Source organism: Nocardioides salsibiostraticola (genome assembly GCF_054783655.1).
The window spans coordinates 122,329-144,689 of the sequence record NZ_BAAGQD010000006.1 but is presented as its reverse complement, the minus strand read 5'-3'; the positions used below and the strand labels follow the sequence as shown (position 1 = coordinate 144,689).

Below are 22,361 nucleotides of genomic sequence, written 5' to 3'. Positions count from 1 at the left end.
TGTGCGGGATCGACGGCTGCCCGTGCATCCCCCACTCCCCCTGTCGCTTCTACGACATTCCCCCTAACATGACCCAGGTCACACCCCGGCTCGGAAAGGGGCTGGGTCCTACTCGGAGGAGACCTGATGACTAGATATCGCACGTCCACGCGCTGGAAGCGCGCCGGCGGAGCCGCCTTCGCGGCGACGTTGATCGGCGCACTGATCCCGGCGGTCACCGCGTCGGCGCAGCCGGCACAAGCCGCTGCGTCCTGCGACAAGCGGACCAACAACACCTTCACCAAACTCCTCGACTGCGTGACGGCCGAGGGGGCGCTGGAGCACCAGCGTGCCTTCCAGAGGATCGCCGACCAGAGCGACGACCCGATCTACCCCGGATCCCGGGCCGCCGGCACCGAGGGGTACGCCGACAGCGTCGACTACGTGAGCCGCACTCTGCGGCAGGCTGGGTGGACCGTCGAACTCGATCCGGTCGAGATCCAGTTCGTCCTTCCGTCCGTGCTGCGCCAACTCACCCCTGAGGAGGCCGACTACGAGACGGGAACGTTCACCGGCAGCGGAGACGGGACGGTCGAGGGTCAGGTAATCCCGGTCGACCTCGCCCTCGATCCCCCGCGCGCCAGCACCAGTGGGTGCGAGACCTCGGACTTCGCCGGTCTCGACTTCTCCGGCGATGCCGATATCGCTCTGGTGCAGCGCGGCGCCTGCAACTTCGGCGACAAGGCTAAGAATGCCGAGGACGCCGGAGCCGAGGCGGTCATCATCTTCAACCAGGGAAACACCCCTGACCGTGAGGGTCTGATCGTCGCCAACGCCGCCTCGCTGGGTGACGGCTCGTCGATCACCCACGGCATCCCCGTGGTCGGAGCCACCTTCGAGGACGGCGTCGCCCTGGCTCAGTCCGGCTCGACGGCCTTCGTCGACGTGCCGCCGATCCAGACGCGGACCGACTACAACGTGATCGCTGAGAAGCAGGGCAAAAACCGTGACAACGTCGTGATGGCGGGCGCCCACCTGGACTCGGTGACCGAAGGTCCCGGCATCAACGACAACGGTTCGGGCTCGGCTGCCCTGCTCGAACTGGCCCAGGCAATGGGCAAGGTGAAGCCGGAGAACACACTGCGCCTCGCGTGGTGGTCTGCTGAGGAGCAGGGTCTGGTGGGGTCGGAGGACTACGTTGACGGCCTGTCCCAGTCCGATCGCGACGAGATCGCGGCGTACATGAACTTCGACATGGTCGCCTCGCCGAACTTCATCTACGGCGTGTACGACGCCGACGAGTCCAGCTTCGAGGCGCCGGTGCCGGTGCCGACGGGCTCCCAGGCACTGGAGGACCTCTTCGAGACTTTCTTCACCTGGCAGGAGATCCCCTACGAGGACAGTGAGTTCTCCGGACGCAGCGACTACCAGGCCTTCATCAACAACGACATCCCGGCCAGTGGGCTTTTCACTGGCGCCGAGGTGCCGAAGACCGAGGAGCAGGAGGCCATCTGGGAAGGGGTCGCCGGGGAGTCCTACGACCCGTGCTATCACCAGGCGTGCGACAGCTTGGAGTCCGATGAGGCCGCGGACCGCGACCCGGACGTGTACGGCGAGTTGAGGGACGAGAACGACCTGGTCGGCAACGTCTCCCGTGAGGCGCTCGGGGTGAACAGCGACGCGATCGCGTTTGCGATGTTGTCCCTGGCCTACTCGACCGAGGACGTCAACGGCGTCCCCGGCAAGCAGGTCCCGGGCAGCGCCTCGCTGGATCTGCCCGAGGAGCCCGCCGGCCCCGAAGGAACGGTCGGCTCTGACGGCGGGGACGGCCCCGCCGCCGACGAGTCCTGACCTGACGCAGTTACACACCGAGGGGCGGTCCTACGACCGCCCCTCGGTCATGTCTTCTGCAGGACACCGCAAAGGACGCCCTGCCCGACCATCCATGCGGGGTCGGGCTATCAGTCCGGGATCGTGTCCGCCTGATCGGGCAACCGACGGACGAACAGGTCGGACCGGGCGTCGGCGACCGGGGCGACCCGGGCCGACGCGGTCAGCACGGCAGCGCCATCAGCCGCGGCCAGGACCAACGAGAGTTGCAAGGAGCTGACCAGCGGCAGGTCGTTCTGCAGTTGGGCGACCCGGCTCACCAATCGTTCGACCTCGTCCACGTCCACCATCTCCGCGCCTCGGTAGCCGAAGAGCATCGGAGCACTCTTCACCTCTCGGATCATCGAGGCAACGTCGCGCTCCCCGAGCGGCGGGATCCGGTAGGACTTGTCCTCGAGGAGTTCGATGATCGGACCCGAGATGCCGAACGAGATGACCGGACCGAACAGCGGGTCCTCGATACTGCGGATGGCGATGGGCAGTCCCGAGGGTGCGTTCTTCTGCACCACCAGGTTCCCGGAGTCGGGAGCCACGAGCATCTCGGTCAGGTTCCGCCAAGCCGTACTCATCTCCTCAGGGGAAGCGATGTTCCGGAACACGTGGGCCATGTCCGGCCGATCGCGCAGATGTCCTGCCGACGCCTTCAGCACCACATCCCAGCCGAGCGCCTCGCCCTTCGCCTGCGCTTCCTCCAGACTGGTGACCGGATACACCGGCCACAGATCGATCCCGTAGGCGGCGAGGAGCTCGGTGAGTTGCGCGTGGTCGAGGTCGATCCCGTCCGGGTTCGCTGCAGCCAACGGGGTCACCAGCATCTGCCCGCGAGCAGTGTCGACCTCGGACGGATCCAGCGGCGGCCCGTCAGGGGTCCGCAACCACACGGCGTACTCGACGACCCGGGCCAGGGCCCGCACGGCCGCCTCGACGGCCGGATAGGAGGGAACCGAACCGCGACCGGCGGTCGATCCCGCGACGTCCGGCACCCGCAGGAGCTCCGGGACGCCCTCCGCACCGAGGAACGATGAGACCAGCGGCTTGTCCGACTGCTCCCCGACCGCGGCCAACACGTTGGCCACGTCCTCACCAGAGACGTTGAGCGGTGGGATGTACACGGCGATCACCGAGTCGATCTCCGGGTCGTCGATGGCCTCGTCCAGGGCATCCTCGAAGTCCTCGGCACCGGCCTCGGCGCCCAGTGCGACCGATCGGTTGACGACCAGCCCCACGGCAGCGGCGGCGTCGGCCGCCAGCAGGCCGAGCGCGTCGGAGTTGCCGATGATGGCCACCCGTCGTCCTCGCGGCAGCGGCTGGTGGGCCAACAGTTGGGCGACGTCGAACATCTCCTCCAGCGCGTCCACCTGGATGACCCCGGCCTGCCGGAACATCGCGTCGACCGCCTGGGTCGGCGCTGCGATCCGGCGTACGGCGTGCCCCATCGGCACGCCCTGGGTGGTTCGACCCGAACGCACCGCGATGATCGGCTTGCGCAGCGAGACCCGACGCGCGATCCGCGAGAACTTCCGCGGGTTACCGATCGACTCCAGGTAGAGCAGCACGACCTCGGTGGAGTCGTCCTCCTCCCAGTACTGCAGCAGGTCGTTGCCCGACACATCCGCACGGTTTCCGGCGGAGATGAAGCTCGACAGACCCAGCCCTCGGTTCTGCACCTTCTCCAAAATCGCCGAGCCGAGGGCACCGGACTGGCAGAAGAAGCCGGCCCGCCCACGCGGCGGTAGGACCCGGGAAAGCGAGGCGTTGATCGAGACTGCGGGGTCGGTGTTGATCACGCCGAGACAGTTCGGTCCGATCAACCGGAGTCCGTAGGAGCGGCTGAGGCCCACCAGGTGTCGTTGGCGGCGGCGTCCCTCCTCGCCGGTCTCGGCGAAGCCGGCTGAGATGACGATCAACCCGTGCACACCCTTGGCCGCACAGTCGAGCACCACCTCGGAGACCGACTCGGCGGGAACCGCGACGATGGCGATGTCGACGTTGTCCGGCACGTCCTGCACCCGGCGGTACGCCGGCATCCCCGACACGGCATCCGCGCTCGGGTTCACCACGTAGATCCGACCGGTGTAGTCCCCGTTGACGAGGTTGCGCACCAGCACCTGGCCGACGGTCTCCTGGCGACGCGACGCCCCGACGATGGCCACCGACCGCGGATTGAAGAACCGCTCGATCGAGGCGGCCTCGGCCCGATGCTCACGACCCCGCATCACCCCGATGGCGGTGTCGGTGGGGTCGATCGGGAACTCCAGGGCGATGACGCCGTCCTCGTACTCGCTGACCAGCCGGTACCCGGCGTCCCGGAAGGTCTGGATCATCCGACTGTTGTCGGGAAGGATCTCGGCCACGAATCGCGCGATCCCGCGCTCTCGGGCGGCTTGGGCGAGGTGCTCGAGCAGCACCTGGGCGATCCCCCGACCGTGATGCTGGTCCTCGACGAGGAAGGCAACCTCGGCCCGGTCATCGTCGGGGTTCGACGGTCGATCCGCAGCGGCCTCGTAGCGCCCCACCGCGATCATCCGTCCCTGCAGGGTCAACACGAGGGCCACCCGCCGGTCGTGGTCGACCTGCGTGAAGCGGGTGACGTCCTTGGCGGAGAGGGTCGGCATCGGGGAGAAGAACCGGTAGTACTTCGAGGCGTCGCTCACGCGCGAGTAGAAGTCGACGAGCAGTTCGGCGTCGTCGGGCCGGATGGGCCTGATGTGAGCTGCTCGACCGTCACGAAGGAGGACATCGGCCTCCCAGTGGCGCGGCGCAGTGGGGGGCTCCTGCACAGGGATGGTCACGTGACCGACCTTATGGCATCTTCGGGCGTGCCAGGCGGGCCCGGAGCGAGCCGACCCGCAACAATGCGGTCATGGCCCGACGTACCACCACTCCGCAGCCCCTGCCCGACGACTTCGAGGAGCACATCCTCGACATCGACGTAGGCGAGGAGATGCGCACCTCCTTCCTCGAGTACGCCTACTCGGTCATCTACTCCCGAGCCCTCCCGGACGCCCGCGACGGGCTGAAACCGGTGCAGCGACGGATTCTCTACACGATGAACGACATGGGCCTGCGCCCCGACCGCGGCCACGTGAAGAGTGCCCGCGTCGTGGGTGAGGTCATGGGCCGGTTGCACCCCCACGGCGACTCGGCGATCTACGACGCCCTGGTCCGGATGACCCAGTCGTTCGCCATGCGGGTGCCCACCATCGACGGGCACGGAAACTTCGGCTCCCTGGACGACTCCCCCGCGGCTATGCGATACACCGAGTGCCGGATGTCGCCGGCCGCGGTCGCGATGACCGCGGGGATCGATGAGGACACCGTCGACTTCCGGCCCAACTACGACAGCCGGGAGTTCGAACCCGCGGTCCTCCCCGCGGCGATCCCGCACATGGTCGTCAACGGCACCACCGGCATCGCGGTCGGGATGGCCACCAACATGGCGCCCCACAACCTGGTCGAGGTCGTCCAGGCGCTGCGTCACCTGATCAAGCACCCGAAGACCGATGTCGACGGCCTGATGCGCTTCGTCCCGGGACCCGACCTCCCCACCGGCGGCAAGATCGTCGGCCTCGACGGTGTCCGCGACGCCTATGAGACCGGTCGTGGTGTCTTCAAGATGCGAGCCACGACCCGCATCGAGACCATCGGCCGACGCAAGGCGATCGTGGTGACCGAACTGCCCTACGGCGTCGGCACCGAGAAGGTCATCGAACGGATCAAGACCCTGGTCCAGGGCAAGAAGATCCAGGGCATCAGCGACATGAAGGACCTCACCGACCGCAGCCACGGGCTCCGTTTGGTGATCGAGATCAAGAACGGATTCGTCCCCGAGGCCCTGCTCGAGCAGTTGTTCAAGCAGACCCCGATGGAGGACAGCTTCGGCATCAACAACGTCGCGCTGGTCGACGGCCAACCCCGCACCCTGAACCTCAAGGAGATGCTGGAGGTCTTCCTCAAGCACCGCTTCGACGTCGTGCGCCGCCGCTCAGCCTTCCGTCGCAAGAAGGCCGCCGACCAACTGCACCTCGTCGAGGGACTGCTCGTCGCGATCCTCGACATCGACGAGGTGATCGCGCTGATCCGCTCCTCGGAGAACGCAGCAGAGGCCAAGGAACGCCTGATGATGGTCTTCGACCTCAGCACGCTCCAGGCGGAGTACATCCTCGACATGGCGCTGCGTCGGTTGACCAAGTTCTCGAAGCTAGAACTCGACAAGCAGAAGGCCGAGCTCGAGGAGACGATCGCCGCGCTCGACGCGATCCTCAACGACGACGCGCTGCTGCGCCAGGTGGTCTCCGACGAGCTCGCCGAGGTCGCCAAGACCTTCGGCACCCCGCGGCGTACCGTCCTGCTGGCCTCGGCCGGATCGGCCGCTGTCACCGCCGCTGCGGCCTCGGTCGAGGTCGCCGACGATCCCTGCGTGGCCCTGATGTCGGCCGGCGGGCTCTTGGCGCGGACTGCGGCGCAGGCCCCCATCGGCAGCGGCGGAGACCGTGGCAACCACGACGTCATCGTCTCCGCCGTCCCCACCTCCGCCCGCGCCGACATCGGAGTCCTGACCTCCGCCGGCCGGGTGTTGCGGATCGGGGTCTTGGACCTGCCGACCCTGCCCGCGTCGGCGAACGAACCCCACCTCCAGGGCGGGCTACCGCTCAGCGAGGTCCTCGCGCTCGAGAAGAACGAACGCGCCCTGGCCCTGTGCTCGCTCGCCGAGGACGGCCCCGGACTCGCCCTCGGTACCCGACAGGGCGTGGTGAAACGGGTCAACCCCGAGGTCCTCGGACGGGACGAGTGGGAGGTGATCAGCCTCAAGGACGGCGACGAGGTCATCGGCGCCGTCGAACTTCGCACCGGTGAGGAGACGCTGGCGTTCATCAGCAACGACGCCCAACTCCTGCACTTCAGCGCCTCCCTCGTGCGCCCCCAGGGCCGGTCCGGTGGCGGCATCGCCGGACAGAAACTCGCCGCCGCCGCCTACGCCCAGTGGTTCGGAGCGATCGATCCCGACGCACCCGGCGGCGCCGTCGTCGTCACCTCGTCGGGGTCCTCGACCGCCCTGCCCGGCACCGAGCCCGGCGCGGTCAAGGTGACCCCCTTCAGCGAGTACCCCACCAAGGGACGGGCCACCGGCGGGGTCCGCTGTCACCGCTTCCTCAAGGGCGAGGACACCCTGGTCTTCGCCTGGGCCGGGGCCATGCCGGCCAGGGCCTGCGCCGCCAGCGGTGCCCCGATCGAGCTTCCCGAGGCCACGGGTCGCCGCGACGGTTCCGGGATCCCGGGAAGTCAGGCGATCGCAACCTGCGCCGGCCCGGTCGGCACCCAGGTCCCTCCCCACGATGATCTGCCCGGTGATCAGCCCGCTGAGGCACCCACCGATGTGGAAGGCTGACGTCATGGCCACCTTGCGCTCGACGCGCACCCTCGGATTCGCCGGTTTCCTCACCTCCGGGCTGCTGATCGCCTCGCTCGCCGCGTGCAGTGGCGATGACACCGAGACGGTGTCGGCGGACAAGTCGCCCGAAGAGGTCCTGACCCTGGCGAAGTCCCAGTTGGACGAGACCAGCGGCGTCAAGATCACCCTCAGCACCGACGACCTGCCCGAGGGGGTCACCGGCATCACCAAGGCCGAAGGGGTCGGCACCACCGCACCGCTCGCCTTCGAAGGCTCGATCACCGTGGTCCTGCTGGGCAACTCCGTCAACGTCCCGGTGATCGGTGCCGACGGCAAGGTCTACGCGATCATCCCCCTGACCAGCGGCTACCAAGAGGTCAACCCCGGCGAGTACGGCGCTCCCGACCCGGCCCAGTTGTTGAGCTCCGACGCTGGTCTCTCCTCGCTGCTGACCGAGACCACCGAGGTCGAGGAGGGCGAGTCCATCCGCGGAGGCGACAACAACTCCGAGGTCCTCACCGAGTTCTCCGGGAGCCTGCCCGAGAGCGCAGCGAAGAACGTCATCCCGAGCGCCGAGGGCGACTTCGAGGCGACGTACTCGATCACGGCTGAGGGCGAACTGCGCGAAGCCGTCATCACCGGCAACTTCTACGGCGACGCCGGCCCGCTGACCTACACCGTCGACTTCGACGACTACGGCACCGAACAGGACATCGTCGCCCCGTGAAGCACTCGCTGAAGGTCTCGTGACGCAGAGGGCCGGGGCGCCGCGCCTGCTGCTGGTTCTCGCGGCCGTGGCCGTCGCCTTCGCGGCGGCCGACACCTACGTCGTGGTCCTGGCCCTCCCCGAGATGGTCGGCTCCGTCGGTGTCTCGACCGAGGAACTGCAACGAGCGGCCCCGATCATCTCCGGCTTCCTGCTCGGGTACGTCGCGATGTTGCCGTTGATCGGCCGCATCGCCGACCTACACGGTCGGGTGCCCGTCCTGGTCGCCGCGCTGGTCATCTTCGCCTTCGGCTCCCTGATCACCACGTTGGCCTACGACATGCCCTCGATGGTGACCGGGCGATTCCTCCAGGGCGTCGGCGGTGGCGGACTGGTGCCGGCCACCCTAGCGCTCGTGGCCGATCTCTATCCTCCCGATCGACGGGCGGTCCCGTTGGGGATCGTTTCCGCCGTCCAGGAGGCGGGCAGCGTGATCGGCCCCTTCTTCGGGGCGCTGGTCCTCGCGTTCTCGACCTGGCGCACGATCTTCCTGATCAATCTCGTCGTCGGTCTGGTGCTGGCCGCCGCGATCGCCGCCCTGCCTCGCGAGTCAGATGGACGGCCCCGCAACCGAGGCCTCCCCGACCTGCTCGGGGCCCTGGCCCTTCTGGTCACCTTCGTGGCCGGCGCCCTGGTCTTCCTCCGCCCGACCTCGTTGCTGCGCGACCTCACCTACGGGCAGATGTTCATCCCCTTCACCGGCAACGGCCGGTGGCTCACCCCGGTGGGCGTGACGACGATGGTGGCGGCTGCGGTGTTCCTCGCGCGCTGTTACACCGCCAAACGGCCGCTGGTCGATCTGCGGCATTGGACGCGCAGCCTGCGCGAGGCCGATCTGCTGGGTGCGTCGTACCTCGCGGTGGCCCTCGGGGGCGTCATCCTCGCCTTCGCCACCGCCGACCCCAAGATCCAGGTCTTCGCCGACCAGGGCTGGTGGTACCTCCTGGGCGCACTGGTCGCCTCCGTGGCGTTCGTCGTCCACCTTCGCCGCGCATCGGCCCCGCTGGTCCCGCGGGGTGCGCTGAGCGCGATGCCTGCGTGGGGAGCGATCCTCGTCTCCTTCTTCATGGGCGCGGCCCTGATCGCCGCGGTGGTCGACATCCCCCTGTTCGCTCGCACGACGGTCTACCGGGAGTCCCAGCTGCTCGCCGCTCTCGTCCTGGTGCGCTTCCTGGTGGCGCTGCCGATCGGGGCGGTGATCGGGGGCTATCTGACCCGCCGCTTCGGCGCGGGCCCGGTGACCGCTTCCGGCATGGCCTTCGCAGCGATCGGCTTCGCGTTGATGACGCAGTGGGACATCACTTCCCTCGAGCAGGCCTCTTCGAACATCGCCCTGGTCCTCTGCGGTTTCGGCTTCGGGCTGGCCCTGCCCCCGATCAACGCGGCCATCCTGGCCAGCACGGACAGTGCCGTCCACGGGGTGTCCAGTGCGATGGTGGTGGTGGCCCGGATGGTGGGCATGCTCGTCGGGATCTCCGGGCTGACCGCGATCGGCCTTCGCCGCTACTACAGCTACCTGGAGGACAACCCCCTCCCGGCGGCGCGGGAGGTCTGCGACGGCAAGACCCGCTGCAAGGAGTTCTCCGATCTGATCGCCGGAGCCGGGATCCCGCAGGAGCACGCGGTGTTCGCCGGGGCCGCCATCTGCGCCGTCATCGCCGGGGTCATCGCGTTGGTCGTCTTCCGGGGCACCAACACGCGATCGGTGTCGACGGCCGAACTCCTACGCACCACTGGGTGACCGTTGAGTGAGACTGTGGCGCGCGCCACATCGAGTACGCTAATTTGACGCGTGTTAATTAGCTCCCTCCCCCGAAGGATGTCGCCATGACCGCCACTACGACCTGGGGTTCGATCCAGGGACGCACCATCACCTTTCCGATGGAGGTCGACTCCTTCAACAGCGCGACTCTCGGCTTCAGCGTGCCGGCGGGACCCGCAGCGGCCCTCTTGCCCGGCAGCGCCTTCGAGATCGTGGAGATCGCGCCGGACACCGCGCAGTTGATCGTGAGCCTCGTCGACTACCGGGAGAACCCCTGGGGTGACTACAACGAGGTCAACCTCGGCTTTCTGGCCCGTCCCGTAGGAGCCGGCGACGACGTCATCGGCTCTTTCGTCTACCGGATGCCGGTCGACCAGGAGTTCACCTGCATCGCCGGCAACGAGGTGATGGGCTTCCCGAAGACCGTGATGGGCATCGACGCCGACTACACCGAGGGGCCCACGGGAACCGTCACGTTCACCCTCCGCGATGGCGACCAGACAGCCTTCAGCCTCACCGTTCCCCGCGCGGCACCCGCCGGGGAGGCGACCCGGATCGAGACCAGCAGCTACTCCTACCTCGACGGGGTGCCCCAGGCCACTCCCCTGGCCATCGACATGGCGTCCGGGTTCGTGGACGCCGCCGACGTCCAGCTCACCCTCGGCTCGGGTCCGATCGCCGAGGAGCTGCGTTCACTCGGGCTGCCCACCGATCCCGACTTCTGCACCTACGGCGAGGGCCTCTCGGCGGTCTTCCAACTCGGCTCTCCTCTGTGAGGGGCTTGCGATGAACCACCTCGCTAACCGCACCATCATCGTCACCGGAGCCGCCAGCGGCTTCGGCCGCGAACTCACCGAACGAGCAGCGGCGCGAGGGGCCAACGTAGGCGCCTGCGACGTGGACGGCGAAGCCCTGGCAGGTCTCGCGAGCGATCGGGTGGAGACCGGCATCGTCGACGTCACCGATCTACCCGCGATGCGCGCCTTCGCCGCCCGGGTAACCGAGAGGTTCGGCACGATCGACGTCATCATCAACAACGCCGGCGTCATGCCGTTGGCCTTCTACGCCGATCACGAAGCGGCCGCAGAGGCCTGGAGCCGATGCATCGACATCAACCTCAAGGGCGTCCTGCACGGCATCATCGCCGTTCACGATCAGATGATTCGGCAGGGTCGCGGCCATGTCGTGAACATCTCCTCCGTCTTCGGCAACCAACCGGTCGCCGGCGCCGCGGTGTACGGCGCGACCAAGGCTGCGGTCAACGTGTTGTCGGAGTCGCTGCGCCAGGAGTCCCTGGGCGCGATCAAGGTGACGACCATCCGACCCACCGGAGTCCCCGGCACGGGACTGGCGGGCGGCATCATCAACCCCGAGGCGATCAACCCGGTGCTCGGCATCAACAAGGACCAGTTCTACGAGAAGATGACCGCGCTGTACGACGCCGATCCGCCGGACGCACTCACCAGCCCCGACAGCATCGGGTACGCCGCCCTCTCACCGGGGTTGCTCGCCGATCAGGTGCTGCACACCATCGACCAGCCCTGGGGCGTCAGCATCAGCGACATCACCATCCGAGCGTCCAACGATGACTATCTGATGTGACACCCAGGGCGTGCTGCCCTGAATGGTCAAGATCACGTCCACCCCGTGAGCCACGCTCTGCAGAATCGCCATAGAACTGCGTTACCGTCACCTCGTGTCCGACTTCGCTGATCTGCTGGCCGCCAACAAAGACTTCGCCTCCGACTTCGCCCTCGGTGGCTTCGACGGTGTCGCGCATGCCGGGGTGGCCATCGTGACCTGTATGGATTCCCGCATCGAACCGCTGGGAATGCTCGGCCTCAAGCCGGGCGACGCCAAGATATTCCGGAACCCGGGCGGGCGCGTGGACTCCAATGCGCTCGAGGCCCTCGTGCTGGGTGCGCACCTGCTCAACGTGAGCCGCATCCTCGTGGTGCCCCACACCCGGTGTGCGATGAGCTCCTCCACCCAACAGGAATTGCGCGAGCGAGTGGCCGAGTCATCCGGGCAGGACGCCTCCTGGCAGACCTTCCACGCCATCTCGGACCAGCTTGAAGCGTTGGCCGACGATGTGCAGAAGATCCGCACCCACCCGCTGATCCCGGCGACGACCGCCGTCGGCGGGTTCCTCTACGACGTCGACACCGGGTTGCTGGACCAAAAGTTCTGACGGACCCGGCCGCCGTGGCCGGGATCTCGTACGATCACGGAATGCTCATGCGGATCGCTGGTCTGTCCCTACTTCCGATGATGTCGTCCGTCGCGCTGATGGCGACCGCCGCCCCGGCCACATCGGCTGGCGAGATGTGTCTGGGCCAGCCTGCCACGATGGTGGGAGATTCGAGTCAGGCGACGCTGACCGGCACCGAAGGCGACGACGTCATCGTCACTGCGGGCTCCACTCGCATTGCGGCGCTGGGCGGCAACGACAAGGTGTGTGTGACCTCTCCGGGGGTCAGGGTGTTCGTGTCGGCTGGCTCCGGCGACGACGACATCGTGGCCACCACTGCGCAATCAGTTGTGGCCTACCTCGGTGCGGGAGCAGATACCTATGAAGGTGGCCCGCACTACGACGACGTCACGGGTGGTGATGGAGGACCCGGGGAGCAATTGCCAGACACCGATGCGGATCGCATCACGACAGGTGGGGGCGGTGACCGCGTCCACCTTTCCGAACCTTCCGACGCTTACAGGGACGTGGTGTCTCTGGGTGATGGGTCAGACTTCCTCTCGATAGACATCCCACAGGGCGCGGCTGCTGTCGGTGCGCTCGCAGACTTGGGTGCCGGCGTCGACACGGTCTCCTTGAGGCGCGCTGAGGATGGGGCGCTTCTGCGGTGGGCCATCGACGCCGTCGCCGGGACCGTGAGCAGTGCCGGGTCAGCAGTCAACCAACTGCCGTTGCGTTCAGCGGAGAACTACGAACTTCTCGACCTGTTCCCCTCCCTCGTCGACTTCCGGGGCACCGCCGCCGACGAGATGATTACTGGGGCTGGGTGGGGCGAGGTCGATCTCGCGGGCGGTGACGACACGATCGTTGTCAACGGCACCCAACCAGATCAGGGCCCGTTGAACGCTGGCCCCGGAAATGACGAGATCAACGTTTCCTTCCGCATCACGAATGGCACAGTAGATCTACGTCAGGGCACGGTGACGGGTGGCGGACCCACTTCTATCGACATCGTCGGCTTCGAGGACGCCGGGGTTTCGGGGCAGAAGGTCAAGGTGGTCGGTGACAAGGGTCCGAACCGGCTCACGGCCAACGCCTGTACGGCGCGCGTCGTAGGGGGCAAGGGTCGAGACTTCTTCGGGTTCCACTCCGCGGAAGATGACTCGCCCGGGTGCTCGACGGCAGACAAGCGGTACGTTTTCCTCGGCGGACCCGGCGCCGACACGAGTCCAGGAACCCAGAGCATCGACACCCTGTTCGGCGGTCCGGGCAACGACACGTTGGCTGGCGGAGGTCGCGATGACCGAATCTTCGGTGGCGGCGGAAACAAGGACAAGCTGAAGGGTCAGGGCGGAAACGACCGCCTGTTCGGTGGCCGAGGACGCGCGGACGTTGCCTTCGGCGGTAAGGGCAAGGACCTCTGCCGCACGGAGCGTCAATCGAGTTGCGAGCGCTGACGGCATCCCAACCGGCGATAGCGTGTCGTCATGTACACCTCGCCGTTCAACCGCGCCGCAGACGAAAAGGAACTGAGAGCGTTCGTGGCACATGTGCGCTCGGGGTGGATTGTGACGAATGGCAAGGACGCTGCGCCGTCTGCCACGTTCCTTCCTGTGCTGTGGCGAGACGACCGAGTGATCGCCCACTTCGCAAAGGCCAACCCTCACTGGCGTGAGATCTCGCCGGATACGGAAGCGCTCGTCATTGTCACCGGCCCAGATGCTTACGTCTCACCATCCTGGTACGCGACCAAGGCCGAGCACGGCAGGGTAGTACCGACGTGGAACTACAGTGCGGTCCACCTGACCGGCCCGGCGCGCGTGCACGAGGACCCTGCGTGGCTTCGCATGGCCGTCGAGGAACTGACCAACGAGCATGAGCAGCACCGCGAAGAACCGTGGCACATCGACGACGCGCCGACTTCCTATGTCGATGCACAATTGCGAGGGATCGTCGGTGTCGAGTTGAGGGTGAGCCGCGTGGAGGGGAAGGCGAAACTCAGTCAGAACCGTTCGCAGGCCGACCGCGCAGGTGTCGCCGCTGGGCTTCGTGGGAGTGGTCGCCCGGACGAGCAGGAGGTCGCGGACGAGATGGCTCTTGCGATCGAGGATCACTAAAGCGTGTCGCCCTGGACTCGGGTCCGATCGCACCGCTCGACGCTCCCCCACGCCGGGGATGTCATTGGTCCGAAGGGTGAAGACGTTGGATCACTGCTAGCCGCTCAACGGTGCCCGGAGGCGAACTGAAGCGTCACAACGCCGGCGATCACCAAGATCAGACCACTCACTTGGCCATGAGTGAGGCGGTCCTTGAACACCACCACACCAGTGACGGCCGCCAACGCGATACCAGCGCCAGTCCAGACGCCGTAGGCGACCGCGACCGTGAGGCCGTGTGTAAGTGAGACAGATACGCAGCCCACCGAGGCAAGCAGCGCAAGAAACGTGATGGCTGCCAGCCCGACACGGCGCAAGCCCTCAGAGGCACGGAGGGCTGCCACGCATCCCCACTGCGTCAGCACGGCAGCGCCGAGCCACATCCACGCCTGACTCATGGGCCGCCGGCTCCTGCCTCTATCGCCGAGCCCTGCCCTGGTCGTTGCAGCAGGAGCACACCCATCAACACCAGAAGCAGGCCGCCAGCGTCGAGCAGTCCGAGTCTCTCGTCAAAGACCACGGCGCTAGCCAAGGCCGCCGCGATCAGACCCACTCCCGTCAATGTTGCGTAAGCCACACCCAACCCCATCCCAAGCGATAGGGCGCGAGCGAAAACTGCGATGGAACTGACGTAACCGGTCACTACCAACGCCGTCCAGATCGGTTCGGTGAACCCGTCAGCCAGCCGCAGCGACATTGTTCCCATCACTTCGAGACCGATCGCGGTCGCCAGCAGGATGCGGCCTCGGGACAAGTCAGACACCCCAGAAGGTTCACACGGCCCCCACGACCCGCGCGATCTGGGGTGACGGGTGGCCCTCGAGCAGTCACTCAGCACGTCCCGACCAGTGGATCTTGGAGAGACGGGACTCCACGGTCCACAACGGCTACTCTGGAGGTGCAGTTCGGAGTTCCGTTGTGCCCCGATTCGCGCTACGCGAGGCCTCCGGCCCGCGGTGCGAACCTGCGTGAGGGGGACGATGTCGCACCCAGAGGCACAGGAAGAGTTGCTGTCCCCCGCGGAGGTTGCAGCTCTCCTCTATGTAGACCCGGAAACCGTGACCAGGTGGGCGGCGGCCGGCAAGCTTGCCGCTGTCCGCACGCCCAGCGGCCATCGTCGTTACTTGCGCTCCGAGGTCCTGGCGATCGTGTCCGGTCTCCACCCCGATCGCCGTGCCCGTCCTCCACGAGAAGTAGTCCAGGCCCCCGACCGGCCCATCGGCCAACCCTTGACCATCGTCCCTTCCCCACGTGCAGGGGATGGTGTCGAGGTGGCCTCCGAGCGCCAGGTGGCCGCCGCTGCAATTGTCGGTGCCGCTGTGTCCCTCGCGCTGGAGACTGCCGCTGATGAAGCGGCAGAGGCGGCACTCCTGGCCTCCGCGGCCGTGAGCAAGGCGGCATGTCGGGCAGCTGAAGCTGCCGAGAGCGCCCGGGAGGTGCGCGCGTCTGCGGCACAGGCTGCGGCGCAGTCCGTGGCCTGGGAGTCGGAGCGAACCGCGGAACGTATGCGGGACCATGCCGCTCAAGCTGCGGCACGCGTGCAGGACGCTGCCTCATTGGCTGCTGACGAGCTCGCCCGCTGCATCGAAGGTGGCCTGGCGCCTGACGCGGGACACATCGCTGAACTCCTCGCGGCCACCGTCAGTGCCGCGGCGGACGCCATGAAACAGGATACGGCTCAGGCTGCCGACGCCGCGAAGAACGCTGAGTCCGCCGCCGCAGCCCAGGTCCTGAAGACGCTCGCCGCTGCCGAGGACCTTGTCGAACGCGAAGTCACCGCCACCGCAGACGCCCAACGAGAGCTGGCTGCCGCTACCGCACTAGCCGTGGCGCTCGAGACCGATGCCCATGCTGCCGGCATAGCCCTGGCCGCTGGAGAGGCGGCCGTGGCGCTCCTCACTGATGAGCTATGGGCTCGCACCGTCGATCTGAAGGCGGACCTCGGCGAGCATGAGCTCGCCACGGTGGTTCGTGAGGTTCGTGCATCTGACCGTGCGCGGGAGATGGCGGAGATCCTCGCCGCTGCCGCCGCAATGGATCGGATCTACGCCATGACCGATCCCGCCGCTAGCACCTCAGACCGCGCCAAGATCAGCGTCCACCCATCGTCGAAGTCAGAGGCCTGGGGGTTGCGTGAGGGGGGATCGATTTCGGAAGCCGCCGCCGAACTCAGTCACGACCTGCGGGTGCCGCTGAGCTCGATCATCGCGAGCGTGGAGATGCTCGAGGACGAGCTGAGGGACCACGCTGGTGGAAGCATCCCCGCGCTGCTGGGTCGTGCCACGCGCGCAGGCGACCGGATGGTGCGAATGCTCGACCAGAACATGACGTTGGGCGCCGAGGGCTCATCACCCACACGGTCCGAAGTCGACCTCAACGAGGTCGTGCGGCAGCTCCTGCTGGACTCGGCCAACCTTCTTGAGCCACTCGGAGCTGTCGTGGAGGCGGGAACTCTGCCCGTCGTACGCGCGGATCCTGACGGGATGTACTCCGTGCTGCAGAATCTCCTCGGCAACGCCGTCAAGTTCGCTCGCCCAGGCGTGCCGGCCCGAGTACGCGTCAGCGCCCGGAGATCGAACGACGGTTGGCGGATCAGCGTGCGTGACAACGGCGTGGGTCTCCCCCAGGAGGTCGGTCTCGACATGTTCTCGCTGTTCAGCCGAGGCACCACCACTGTCACAGGTCACGGCATCGGCTTGGCCACCGTGGGGCGCATCGTGGCTGGGTACGGCGGTCGCGTGGGCTTCACCACCGTGCAGACCGGAGCGAAGGTCTGGTTCGAGATGCCGGAGGACGAGACAGCCCGGTAGGTCAGGTTCGGGTGCCGAGACAGGGGAGCTTCTCCGGCCTCCAGGTGCCCAACGATCCCGTCCGCAACTGCGGCGCGCACGCGGACCAGCAATTCGGCGACCCCAGCGAAGCCGAGCCAGCGGTACGCATCCCTCGCCGCCTCCAGTTCATGTCGGCTGGTGAACTCGACGGCATGGAGAACCCCACCGTTCATGATCATGCCGTGCATCGCGAGGATCGCGCACATGGATCGGTCTCCGGCTAGGTGCGAGGCCGGCCGCCATCAGAAGTCGATGTCGGACTCGGCCAGGTTTCCGCCACCGGCCACGATGAACCTCCTAGGATGCAAAGGGCATACAACAGGAGGAATCCTGGAAGCGGGCATTTACGTTCGTATCTCTCTAGACGTGGCTGGCGAAGGCTCTAGGGCCTCAATCTTCGCGGGTTGGAGCTCTAGGGCATTATATGGGCTCGATATGGAGTAATGGCAAAGTGCAATAGCTATTCATACTATGGGGAGATAAAATGTTCTGTCGTGAAGGTCATGAGAACAGCCCGGGGTCGGCATTCTGTAGCACCTGTGGTCAGGCTTTCGAGGCAATGCCAACGACCAGCAACGGTCTCGGCTCGGCAATCAGTCCCCCGGGAGTGACTACAAAGCGAAAACTAGTCGCACTTAGTGCTCTGATGTTAGCGGTGATTCTAGTCGGGGGGGCGACAGGACTGGCGCTGCATTTTGGTTGGAACGACGAAGCAACTAAAGGTGGCCCTGAATTTGATGCTAAGAGCGCCGTGACGGGTACGCCTGCCGGGGAGCCAGTCTCGCTTATAACAGTGGCGGGCACCATCAGCCTGCTTGACGCCGATGGAGTGGGGGAGTCGGGCGCATCGAATAAGTGTTTTGGGGATGGTGGTTTCTCAGACTTGACGAAAGGCACTCAAGTGCGTGTATTGGATTCGTCCGGAGAGCTTTTGAGTTTCGACGAATTGGGCCAAGGATTCATGACAGACGAGACTCTACGGATTCCTTGCGTCTTCAACTTTTTCATACCAAGGGTTCCCGGCGGAGAAGACACCTATACGCTTGAGATTGGTAGCAGGTCGATTCTTTTCAGTGAGTGGGATGCGGACCGTCTTCGGCTAACACTAGGGTCGGACAACTAACCGCCCGAGAGGATGCAAAGCAAGGATACCTTTACGAGGTAACCTTGATTCCGAGCCCTAAAGCCTCGCACTTTAATGGTCGGGGCTCTAGGCGTTTATGGGCCGAGAGACCGGTAGGCAGCCATTGTGTGCGTCCTAAGCGTCTGGTTTGTTGTAGGTGCCACCGGGGCAGGAGGAAGTATCCTGGCCTAGTCCGGTGGATGTGACTTCGTTGGCCCAGCCATCCGCAGTAATTCTATTGCAAGATTTTTTTCGCTTTGTCCTAGCGTATGGAATGCTTCGAGAATTGTCGTCCCGAATGCTTCACTGGCTTTCTCGAAGTCCTCCTCATTGGCAGAACGGAGCAAGTCAGCAAGACTGCTAGTCACGGGCCCAATTATCTTGCCGAGCCGAAATTCTTCGTAAAGAACCATTTCATTCTGAAGGTTTAGAGCCGTTTCTTGCAGTTCAATCATTGAGTCCTTCTGATGTTCGCTCGCATTCGCTGGCCAACCATGGCGGCCGGTTCGGATGCGCTGAGCATCGATGAAGAGTTCTCGCAGTCGCCAGTGCGCGTCAGCGTGACGCTGGTAATGCGTTCGCAGTCGCTCGCGATGCTTATTCTCTCGCTCGTCGTTCCATCTATCTCTTTCCAGAGAATGCTTCTCGCGTTCAAACTGTAGGACTTCGGCGTTGTGCGTGGCCTCTTTGCGGATTCCGTAGATAGCAACGATATATCCTGCACCGCCACCAGAAAGTAAACTGCCCGCTATGGCGAGGCCAACGGTTGATAAGTCCACGGATGCCCTTACCGGTGAGGTCTATTAGCGACTCTGGGGAAGCGAAACGCAAAAGCCCCCGGGCCGGGGCGCCCACGTCTCCGTGGGCCACGTTGAGTATTGGAGTACTTGTTGCTTGTTTCGTTCGGCACGCTAGCCCCTATTCGCTGTCGTTTCGGATCAACTTCGGTCCTAGGACTCCGCCCACGGGTCTAGTCCGCCCGTTGGGTCGTACGTGGTCGACTGACCTGCCCACGGGTTGCAGCACGAGTTCTGACAAGTCGGACGCCCAAACTCAGTGGCCCAGGGCTTTGAACGCTCAGGCATCTCATCTACGAGAGCACGCGCCCACGCCCCTTGCTCGTCTGAGGCATTTGTGCCGAGGCTCAACACCTCATCGGCGGTCAAGTTGCCTAGAAGCGCATAGCGCTTGATGAGGTTGCGCAACTTCCTGACGTCTACGTTGTTGTCGTCCGCCATGCCCGATTCTCCTCTGTTGTGGACTTCGAAACGTACAGGCCAGTACCGACAGTTCGGCAGTCCCTATGCACAGCGTTCGGGCTCCCAGGGCAAGTGGCGTGGGCGTGGCGCGGTCGGCCGCTGACGTGTCACCACCAAGGGGGATGGCTGCCATCTCTCGGAACCCGATTAGGCAGGGCGAAGGTCTCGCGGTCGCTGAGTCATCGTTCCCGCACGCAATCACAGTGAAGACAAGGACAACTGTGAATAGCAGAAGGGAAGTAGACCCCACCCACTTCGAACGCCAGACGTGCAAGTCAGAGAATTACCACTCTAGAAGTCTAGGTCGTTCTCCATTATGTGCCCTCCAGCGCCCACGATGAACTCCTTGCGGGGCGCCACCTCGGAGCCCATCAGGAGCTCGAAGACCGCGCTGGCCGCGTCTGCGTCGTCGACGGTGAGCTTGCGCAGGGTCCGCTGGCGCGGGTCCATGGTGGTCTCGGCCAACTGGTCGGCGTCCATCTCACCCAGTCCCTTGTAACGCTGGACCGGGTCCTTCCACCGGACGTTCTTCTTCTTCAACTCCGCCAACTTCCGCTGCAGCTCGTCGTCGGAGTAGGTGTAGACGTACTTCTCCATCCCCTTCTTCGGATTCGACAACTCGATCCGGTGCAGGGGTGGGACGGCGGTGAACACGCGCCCGGCGGTGATGAGGTCCGGCATGTACTTGAAGAACAACGTGGCCAGCAGGCAGCGGATGTGCGCGCCGTCCGAGTCGGCGTCGGCCATGAAGATGATGCGGCCGTAGCGAGCCGCGTCGAGGTCGAAGGTCCGACCCGAGCCGGCCCCCACCACCTGGATGATCGAGGCGCACTCGGTGTTCTTCAACATGTCCCCGACCGAGGCCTTCTGCACATTGAGGATCTTGCCCCGGATCGGTAGCAGCGCCTGGAACTCGGAGTTGCGGGCGAGCTTCGCCGTACCGAGTGCGGAGTCACCCTCGACGATGAACAGTTCGGTGCGCTCGTTGTCGGTGGCCCGACAGTCGGCCAGTTTCGAGGGCAGCGTCGAGGTCTCCAGGGCGTTCTTCCGCCGCTGGGTCTCCTTGTGCTGGCGGGCCGCGATGCGGGTCTTGGACGCACCGACCACCTTCTCCATCAGCAACTTCGCCTGGGCCTTCTCGGCCCGCTTGGTGGAGGTGAGGAAGGCCTTGAGCTCGGCGATCACGACCTTGCGTACGACGCTGCGCGCGGCGGGGGTGCCGAGGATCTCCTTGGTCTGACCCTCGAACTGCGGCTCGGCCAGGCGCACCGTGACCACGGCGGTCAGCCCCTCGAGGATGTCGTCCTTGATGACGTCGTCGTCGTTGACCTTCAGGGCCTTGGTGGCTCGCATCGCGTCGTTGAACGCCTTGGTCAGTGCCGCCTCGAATCCGCTGACGTGGGTACCGCCCTTGGGCGTGGCGATCACGTTGACGAAGGACCGCAGCTCGGTGTCGTAGCCGGTCCCCCACCGGGCCGCGATGTCGACGGTCAGCTCACGCTCGACCTCTTGCGGGGTCATGTGGCCCTTGGCGTCGAGCATCGGGACGGTCTCGGTGAACGTGTCCTTACCCTCCAGCCGCAGTACGTCGGTCACCGGCTCGTCCTTGGCCAGGAACTCGGCGAACTCGGCGATCCCCCCGTCGTGACGGAAGGACTGCTCGACCGGTTCGTCGCCGCGCAGGTCGCGGATGACCAACTCGAGGCCCGGAACGATGAACGAGGTCTGTCGGGCACGGGTGATCAGATCGGCGAAGACGAAACTCGCGTCCTTGGTGAAGATCTGGCGGTCGGGCCAGAACTGGATACGGGTGCCGGACTTCCCCTTGGCGACCCGCTTGCCCTTGCGGGTCAGTCCGCTTTGGACCTCGAACCCGGCGTCGGGGCCGTCTGCGTCGAAGACACCGGCCGTGCCACGCCGGAAGCTCAGACCGCGGGCCGTGGGAGATCGGTCGACATCGATGTCCATCCGTGAGGCCAGCGCGTTGACCACGGAGAGTCCCACCCCGTGCAGCCCACCGGTGGCGACGTAGGAGCCGCCGCCGAACTTGCCGCCGGCGTGCAGTTTCGTCGCCACGACCTCGACCCCGGGCAGACCTGTCTTCGGTTCGTTGTCGGTCGGGATGCCGCGACCGTCGTCGTGGACCTCGGCCGATCCGTCGGCGTGGAGAATCACCTCGACGCGGTGCGCAGCGCCAGCCAGGGCCTCGTCCACGCCGTTGTCGATGATCTCCCAGAGACAGTGCATCAGACCACGCGTGTCGGTGGATCCGATGTACATGCCCGGCCGCTTGCGAACGGCCTCGAGACCCTCGAGGACCAGCAGGTGCGCGGCGTTGTAGGTGTTGTCGCTGATCGTGAACTCCTGGAGATGCGGTCGTCGGTCCGGTGGGACGCGAGGCAGGTGCCGAATCTACCCGCGACACGCGACGCGCTGTTGGTGCCACGCTGCGCCGTCGAGCATCACGGGGGCCTAGGCTGGGGTAGAAGATCGGTCCTCGCGGCACCCACACTTCATCTCGACGCAGCCGGGTACCACGAGGACGAAGCAATTGGATGAGGGAATTAACTGCATAGCACCATCTGTTCACCCCAGGACCACGAATGACCAGCACGCCTGCCCGATCGGGTGATGACGACACCATGTGTCATAGCCCACGATGTGGTCGGGTGACGTAGGGAATCTTGGCATCCCTGGCTAGGTTGAATACAACACCGAACGATCCACGAGAAGAGGCCGACATGAACACTGCTGTTGCTCCCAGTGCTCCGATGACCGCTGAGGACCGTTGCGACCGCTGCGGCGCCCAGGCCTACCTCCGCGTAGAACTCCAGGCGGGTGGCGAACTGCTCTTCTGCGCCCACCACGCCCGTGAGCACGGCGATGAGTTGAAGAAGATCGCCGTTCGGGTCGTCGACGAAACGCACCGACTTTCCGAACCCCGAGGCTCCAGCGCGGACGCCTGACTAGACCAGTTACGCAACGACCCCCGGCCTTGGCCGGGGGTCGTTG

General features: G+C 65.7%; 16 protein-coding genes. 11 read left to right on the top strand and 5 right to left on the bottom strand.

What is annotated here, in order from left to right:
- Positions 1-126 precede the first annotated feature (126 nt).
- Positions 127-1,830 carry a M28 family peptidase gene (locus ACYVLV_RS04855; protein ID WP_460808117.1) on the top strand — a complete coding sequence of 568 codons (1,704 nt, stop codon included), beginning with the start codon at positions 127-129 and terminating at the stop codon, positions 1,828-1,830.
- Between the two features lie 110 nt (positions 1,831-1,940).
- On the opposite strand, the gene ACYVLV_RS04850 is transcribed toward ACYVLV_RS04855, so the two are convergent.
- A complete protein-coding gene (locus tag ACYVLV_RS04850) occupies positions 1,941-4,661 on the bottom strand; it encodes a bifunctional acetate--CoA ligase family protein/GNAT family N-acetyltransferase (RefSeq protein WP_460808115.1) in 2,721 nt (906 codons plus the stop codon).
- A gap of 71 nt (positions 4,662-4,732) precedes the next feature.
- On the opposite strand from ACYVLV_RS04850, the gene ACYVLV_RS04845 reads away from it, so the two are divergent.
- From ACYVLV_RS04845 to ACYVLV_RS04810, 8 genes are all read left to right on the top strand, one after another.
- The gene (locus ACYVLV_RS04845) at positions 4,733-7,258 is read left to right on the top strand and encodes a DNA gyrase/topoisomerase IV subunit A (RefSeq protein WP_460808113.1); all 2,526 of its coding nucleotides are present in this window, start codon (positions 4,733-4,735) and stop codon (positions 7,256-7,258) included.
- Between the two features lie 4 nt (positions 7,259-7,262).
- Positions 7,263-7,988: an LppX_LprAFG lipoprotein gene (locus ACYVLV_RS04840; protein WP_460808112.1), complete on the top strand. Its 726-nt coding sequence runs from the start codon at positions 7,263-7,265 to the stop codon at positions 7,986-7,988.
- A gap of 19 nt (positions 7,989-8,007) precedes the next feature.
- Positions 8,008-9,768 (top strand): MFS transporter, encoded by a 1,761-nt coding sequence (locus tag ACYVLV_RS04835; RefSeq protein ID WP_460808110.1) that lies wholly within the window; start codon positions 8,008-8,010, stop codon positions 9,766-9,768.
- Between the two features lie 86 nt (positions 9,769-9,854).
- Complete coding sequence (locus tag ACYVLV_RS04830) at positions 9,855-10,565, top strand: acetoacetate decarboxylase family protein (protein WP_460808108.1); 711 nt, start codon at positions 9,855-9,857, stop codon at positions 10,563-10,565.
- Between the two features lie 10 nt (positions 10,566-10,575).
- A complete protein-coding gene (locus tag ACYVLV_RS04825; protein ID WP_460808107.1) occupies positions 10,576-11,391 on the top strand; it encodes an SDR family oxidoreductase in 816 nt (271 codons plus the stop codon).
- 94 nt (positions 11,392-11,485) lie between these two features.
- Entirely contained in the window at positions 11,486-11,980 is a 495-nt protein-coding gene (locus ACYVLV_RS04820; RefSeq protein ID WP_460808106.1) for a beta-class carbonic anhydrase, read from the top strand.
- Between the two features lie 41 nt (positions 11,981-12,021).
- Positions 12,022-13,437 carry a calcium-binding protein gene (locus ACYVLV_RS04815; protein ID WP_460808104.1) on the top strand — a complete coding sequence of 472 codons (1,416 nt, stop codon included), beginning with the start codon at positions 12,022-12,024 and terminating at the stop codon, positions 13,435-13,437.
- A gap of 30 nt (positions 13,438-13,467) precedes the next feature.
- Positions 13,468-14,097 (top strand): FMN-binding negative transcriptional regulator, encoded by a 630-nt coding sequence (locus ACYVLV_RS04810; RefSeq protein WP_460808102.1) that lies wholly within the window; start codon positions 13,468-13,470, stop codon positions 14,095-14,097.
- 104 nt (positions 14,098-14,201) lie between these two features.
- Here ACYVLV_RS04810 and ACYVLV_RS04805 read toward each other — a convergent pair whose 3' ends face one another.
- Together ACYVLV_RS04805 and ACYVLV_RS04800 are read right to left on the bottom strand one after the other, a co-directional pair.
- Positions 14,202-14,534 carry a DMT family transporter gene (locus ACYVLV_RS04805; protein ID WP_460808100.1) on the bottom strand — a complete coding sequence of 111 codons (333 nt, stop codon included), beginning with the start codon at positions 14,532-14,534 and terminating at the stop codon, positions 14,202-14,204.
- The gene (locus ACYVLV_RS04800) at positions 14,531-14,899 is read right to left on the bottom strand and encodes a DMT family transporter (protein WP_460808099.1); all 369 of its coding nucleotides are present in this window, start codon (positions 14,897-14,899) and stop codon (positions 14,531-14,533) included. Before ACYVLV_RS04800 ends, ACYVLV_RS04805 begins: the two co-directional genes overlap by 4 nt.
- 217 nt (positions 14,900-15,116) lie before the next feature.
- On the opposite strand from ACYVLV_RS04800, the gene ACYVLV_RS04795 reads away from it, so the two are divergent.
- Positions 15,117-16,946, top strand: coding sequence for an ATP-binding protein (locus ACYVLV_RS04795; protein ID WP_460808097.1), 1,830 nt, complete (start codon positions 15,117-15,119; stop codon positions 16,944-16,946).
- A gap of 1,332 nt (positions 16,947-18,278) precedes the next feature.
- Here the strand turns inward: ACYVLV_RS04795 and ACYVLV_RS04790 are convergent.
- Together ACYVLV_RS04790 and ACYVLV_RS04785 are read right to left on the bottom strand one after the other, a co-directional pair.
- Positions 18,279-18,869, bottom strand: a complete 591-nt coding sequence (locus ACYVLV_RS04790) for a hypothetical protein (RefSeq protein ID WP_460808095.1) — start codon at positions 18,867-18,869, stop codon at positions 18,279-18,281.
- 771 nt (positions 18,870-19,640) lie between these two features.
- A complete protein-coding gene (locus ACYVLV_RS04785) occupies positions 19,641-21,704 on the bottom strand; it encodes a DNA gyrase/topoisomerase IV subunit B (RefSeq protein WP_460808392.1) in 2,064 nt (687 codons plus the stop codon).
- Positions 21,705-22,090: 386 nt separating this feature from the next.
- Between ACYVLV_RS04785 and ACYVLV_RS04780 the strand changes: the two genes are divergently transcribed.
- Positions 22,091-22,315, top strand: coding sequence for a DUF7455 domain-containing protein (locus tag ACYVLV_RS04780; RefSeq protein WP_460808093.1), 225 nt, complete (start codon positions 22,091-22,093; stop codon positions 22,313-22,315).
- Positions 22,316-22,361: the final 46 nt, after the last annotated feature.

Coding starts and splice junctions, on each gene's coding strand:
- ACYVLV_RS04830 (WP_460808108.1), top strand. CDS start 9,855: ATGACCGCCACTACGACCTGGGGTTCGATCCAGGGACGCACCATCACC.
- ACYVLV_RS04815 (WP_460808104.1), top strand. CDS start 12,022: ATGCTCATGCGGATCGCTGGTCTGTCCCTACTTCCGATGATGTCGTCC.
- ACYVLV_RS04805 (WP_460808100.1), bottom strand. CDS start 14,534: ATGAGTCAGGCGTGGATGTGGCTCGGCGCTGCCGTGCTGACGCAGTGG.
- ACYVLV_RS04795 (WP_460808097.1), top strand. CDS start 15,117: ATGTCGCACCCAGAGGCACAGGAAGAGTTGCTGTCCCCCGCGGAGGTT.
- ACYVLV_RS04840 (WP_460808112.1), top strand. CDS start 7,263: ATGGCCACCTTGCGCTCGACGCGCACCCTCGGATTCGCCGGTTTCCTC.
- ACYVLV_RS04845 (WP_460808113.1), top strand. CDS start 4,733: ATGGCCCGACGTACCACCACTCCGCAGCCCCTGCCCGACGACTTCGAG.
- ACYVLV_RS04855 (WP_460808117.1), top strand. CDS start 127: ATGACTAGATATCGCACGTCCACGCGCTGGAAGCGCGCCGGCGGAGCC.
- ACYVLV_RS04810 (WP_460808102.1), top strand. CDS start 13,468: ATGTACACCTCGCCGTTCAACCGCGCCGCAGACGAAAAGGAACTGAGA.
- ACYVLV_RS04780 (WP_460808093.1), top strand. CDS start 22,091: ATGAACACTGCTGTTGCTCCCAGTGCTCCGATGACCGCTGAGGACCGT.
- ACYVLV_RS04825 (WP_460808107.1), top strand. CDS start 10,576: ATGAACCACCTCGCTAACCGCACCATCATCGTCACCGGAGCCGCCAGC.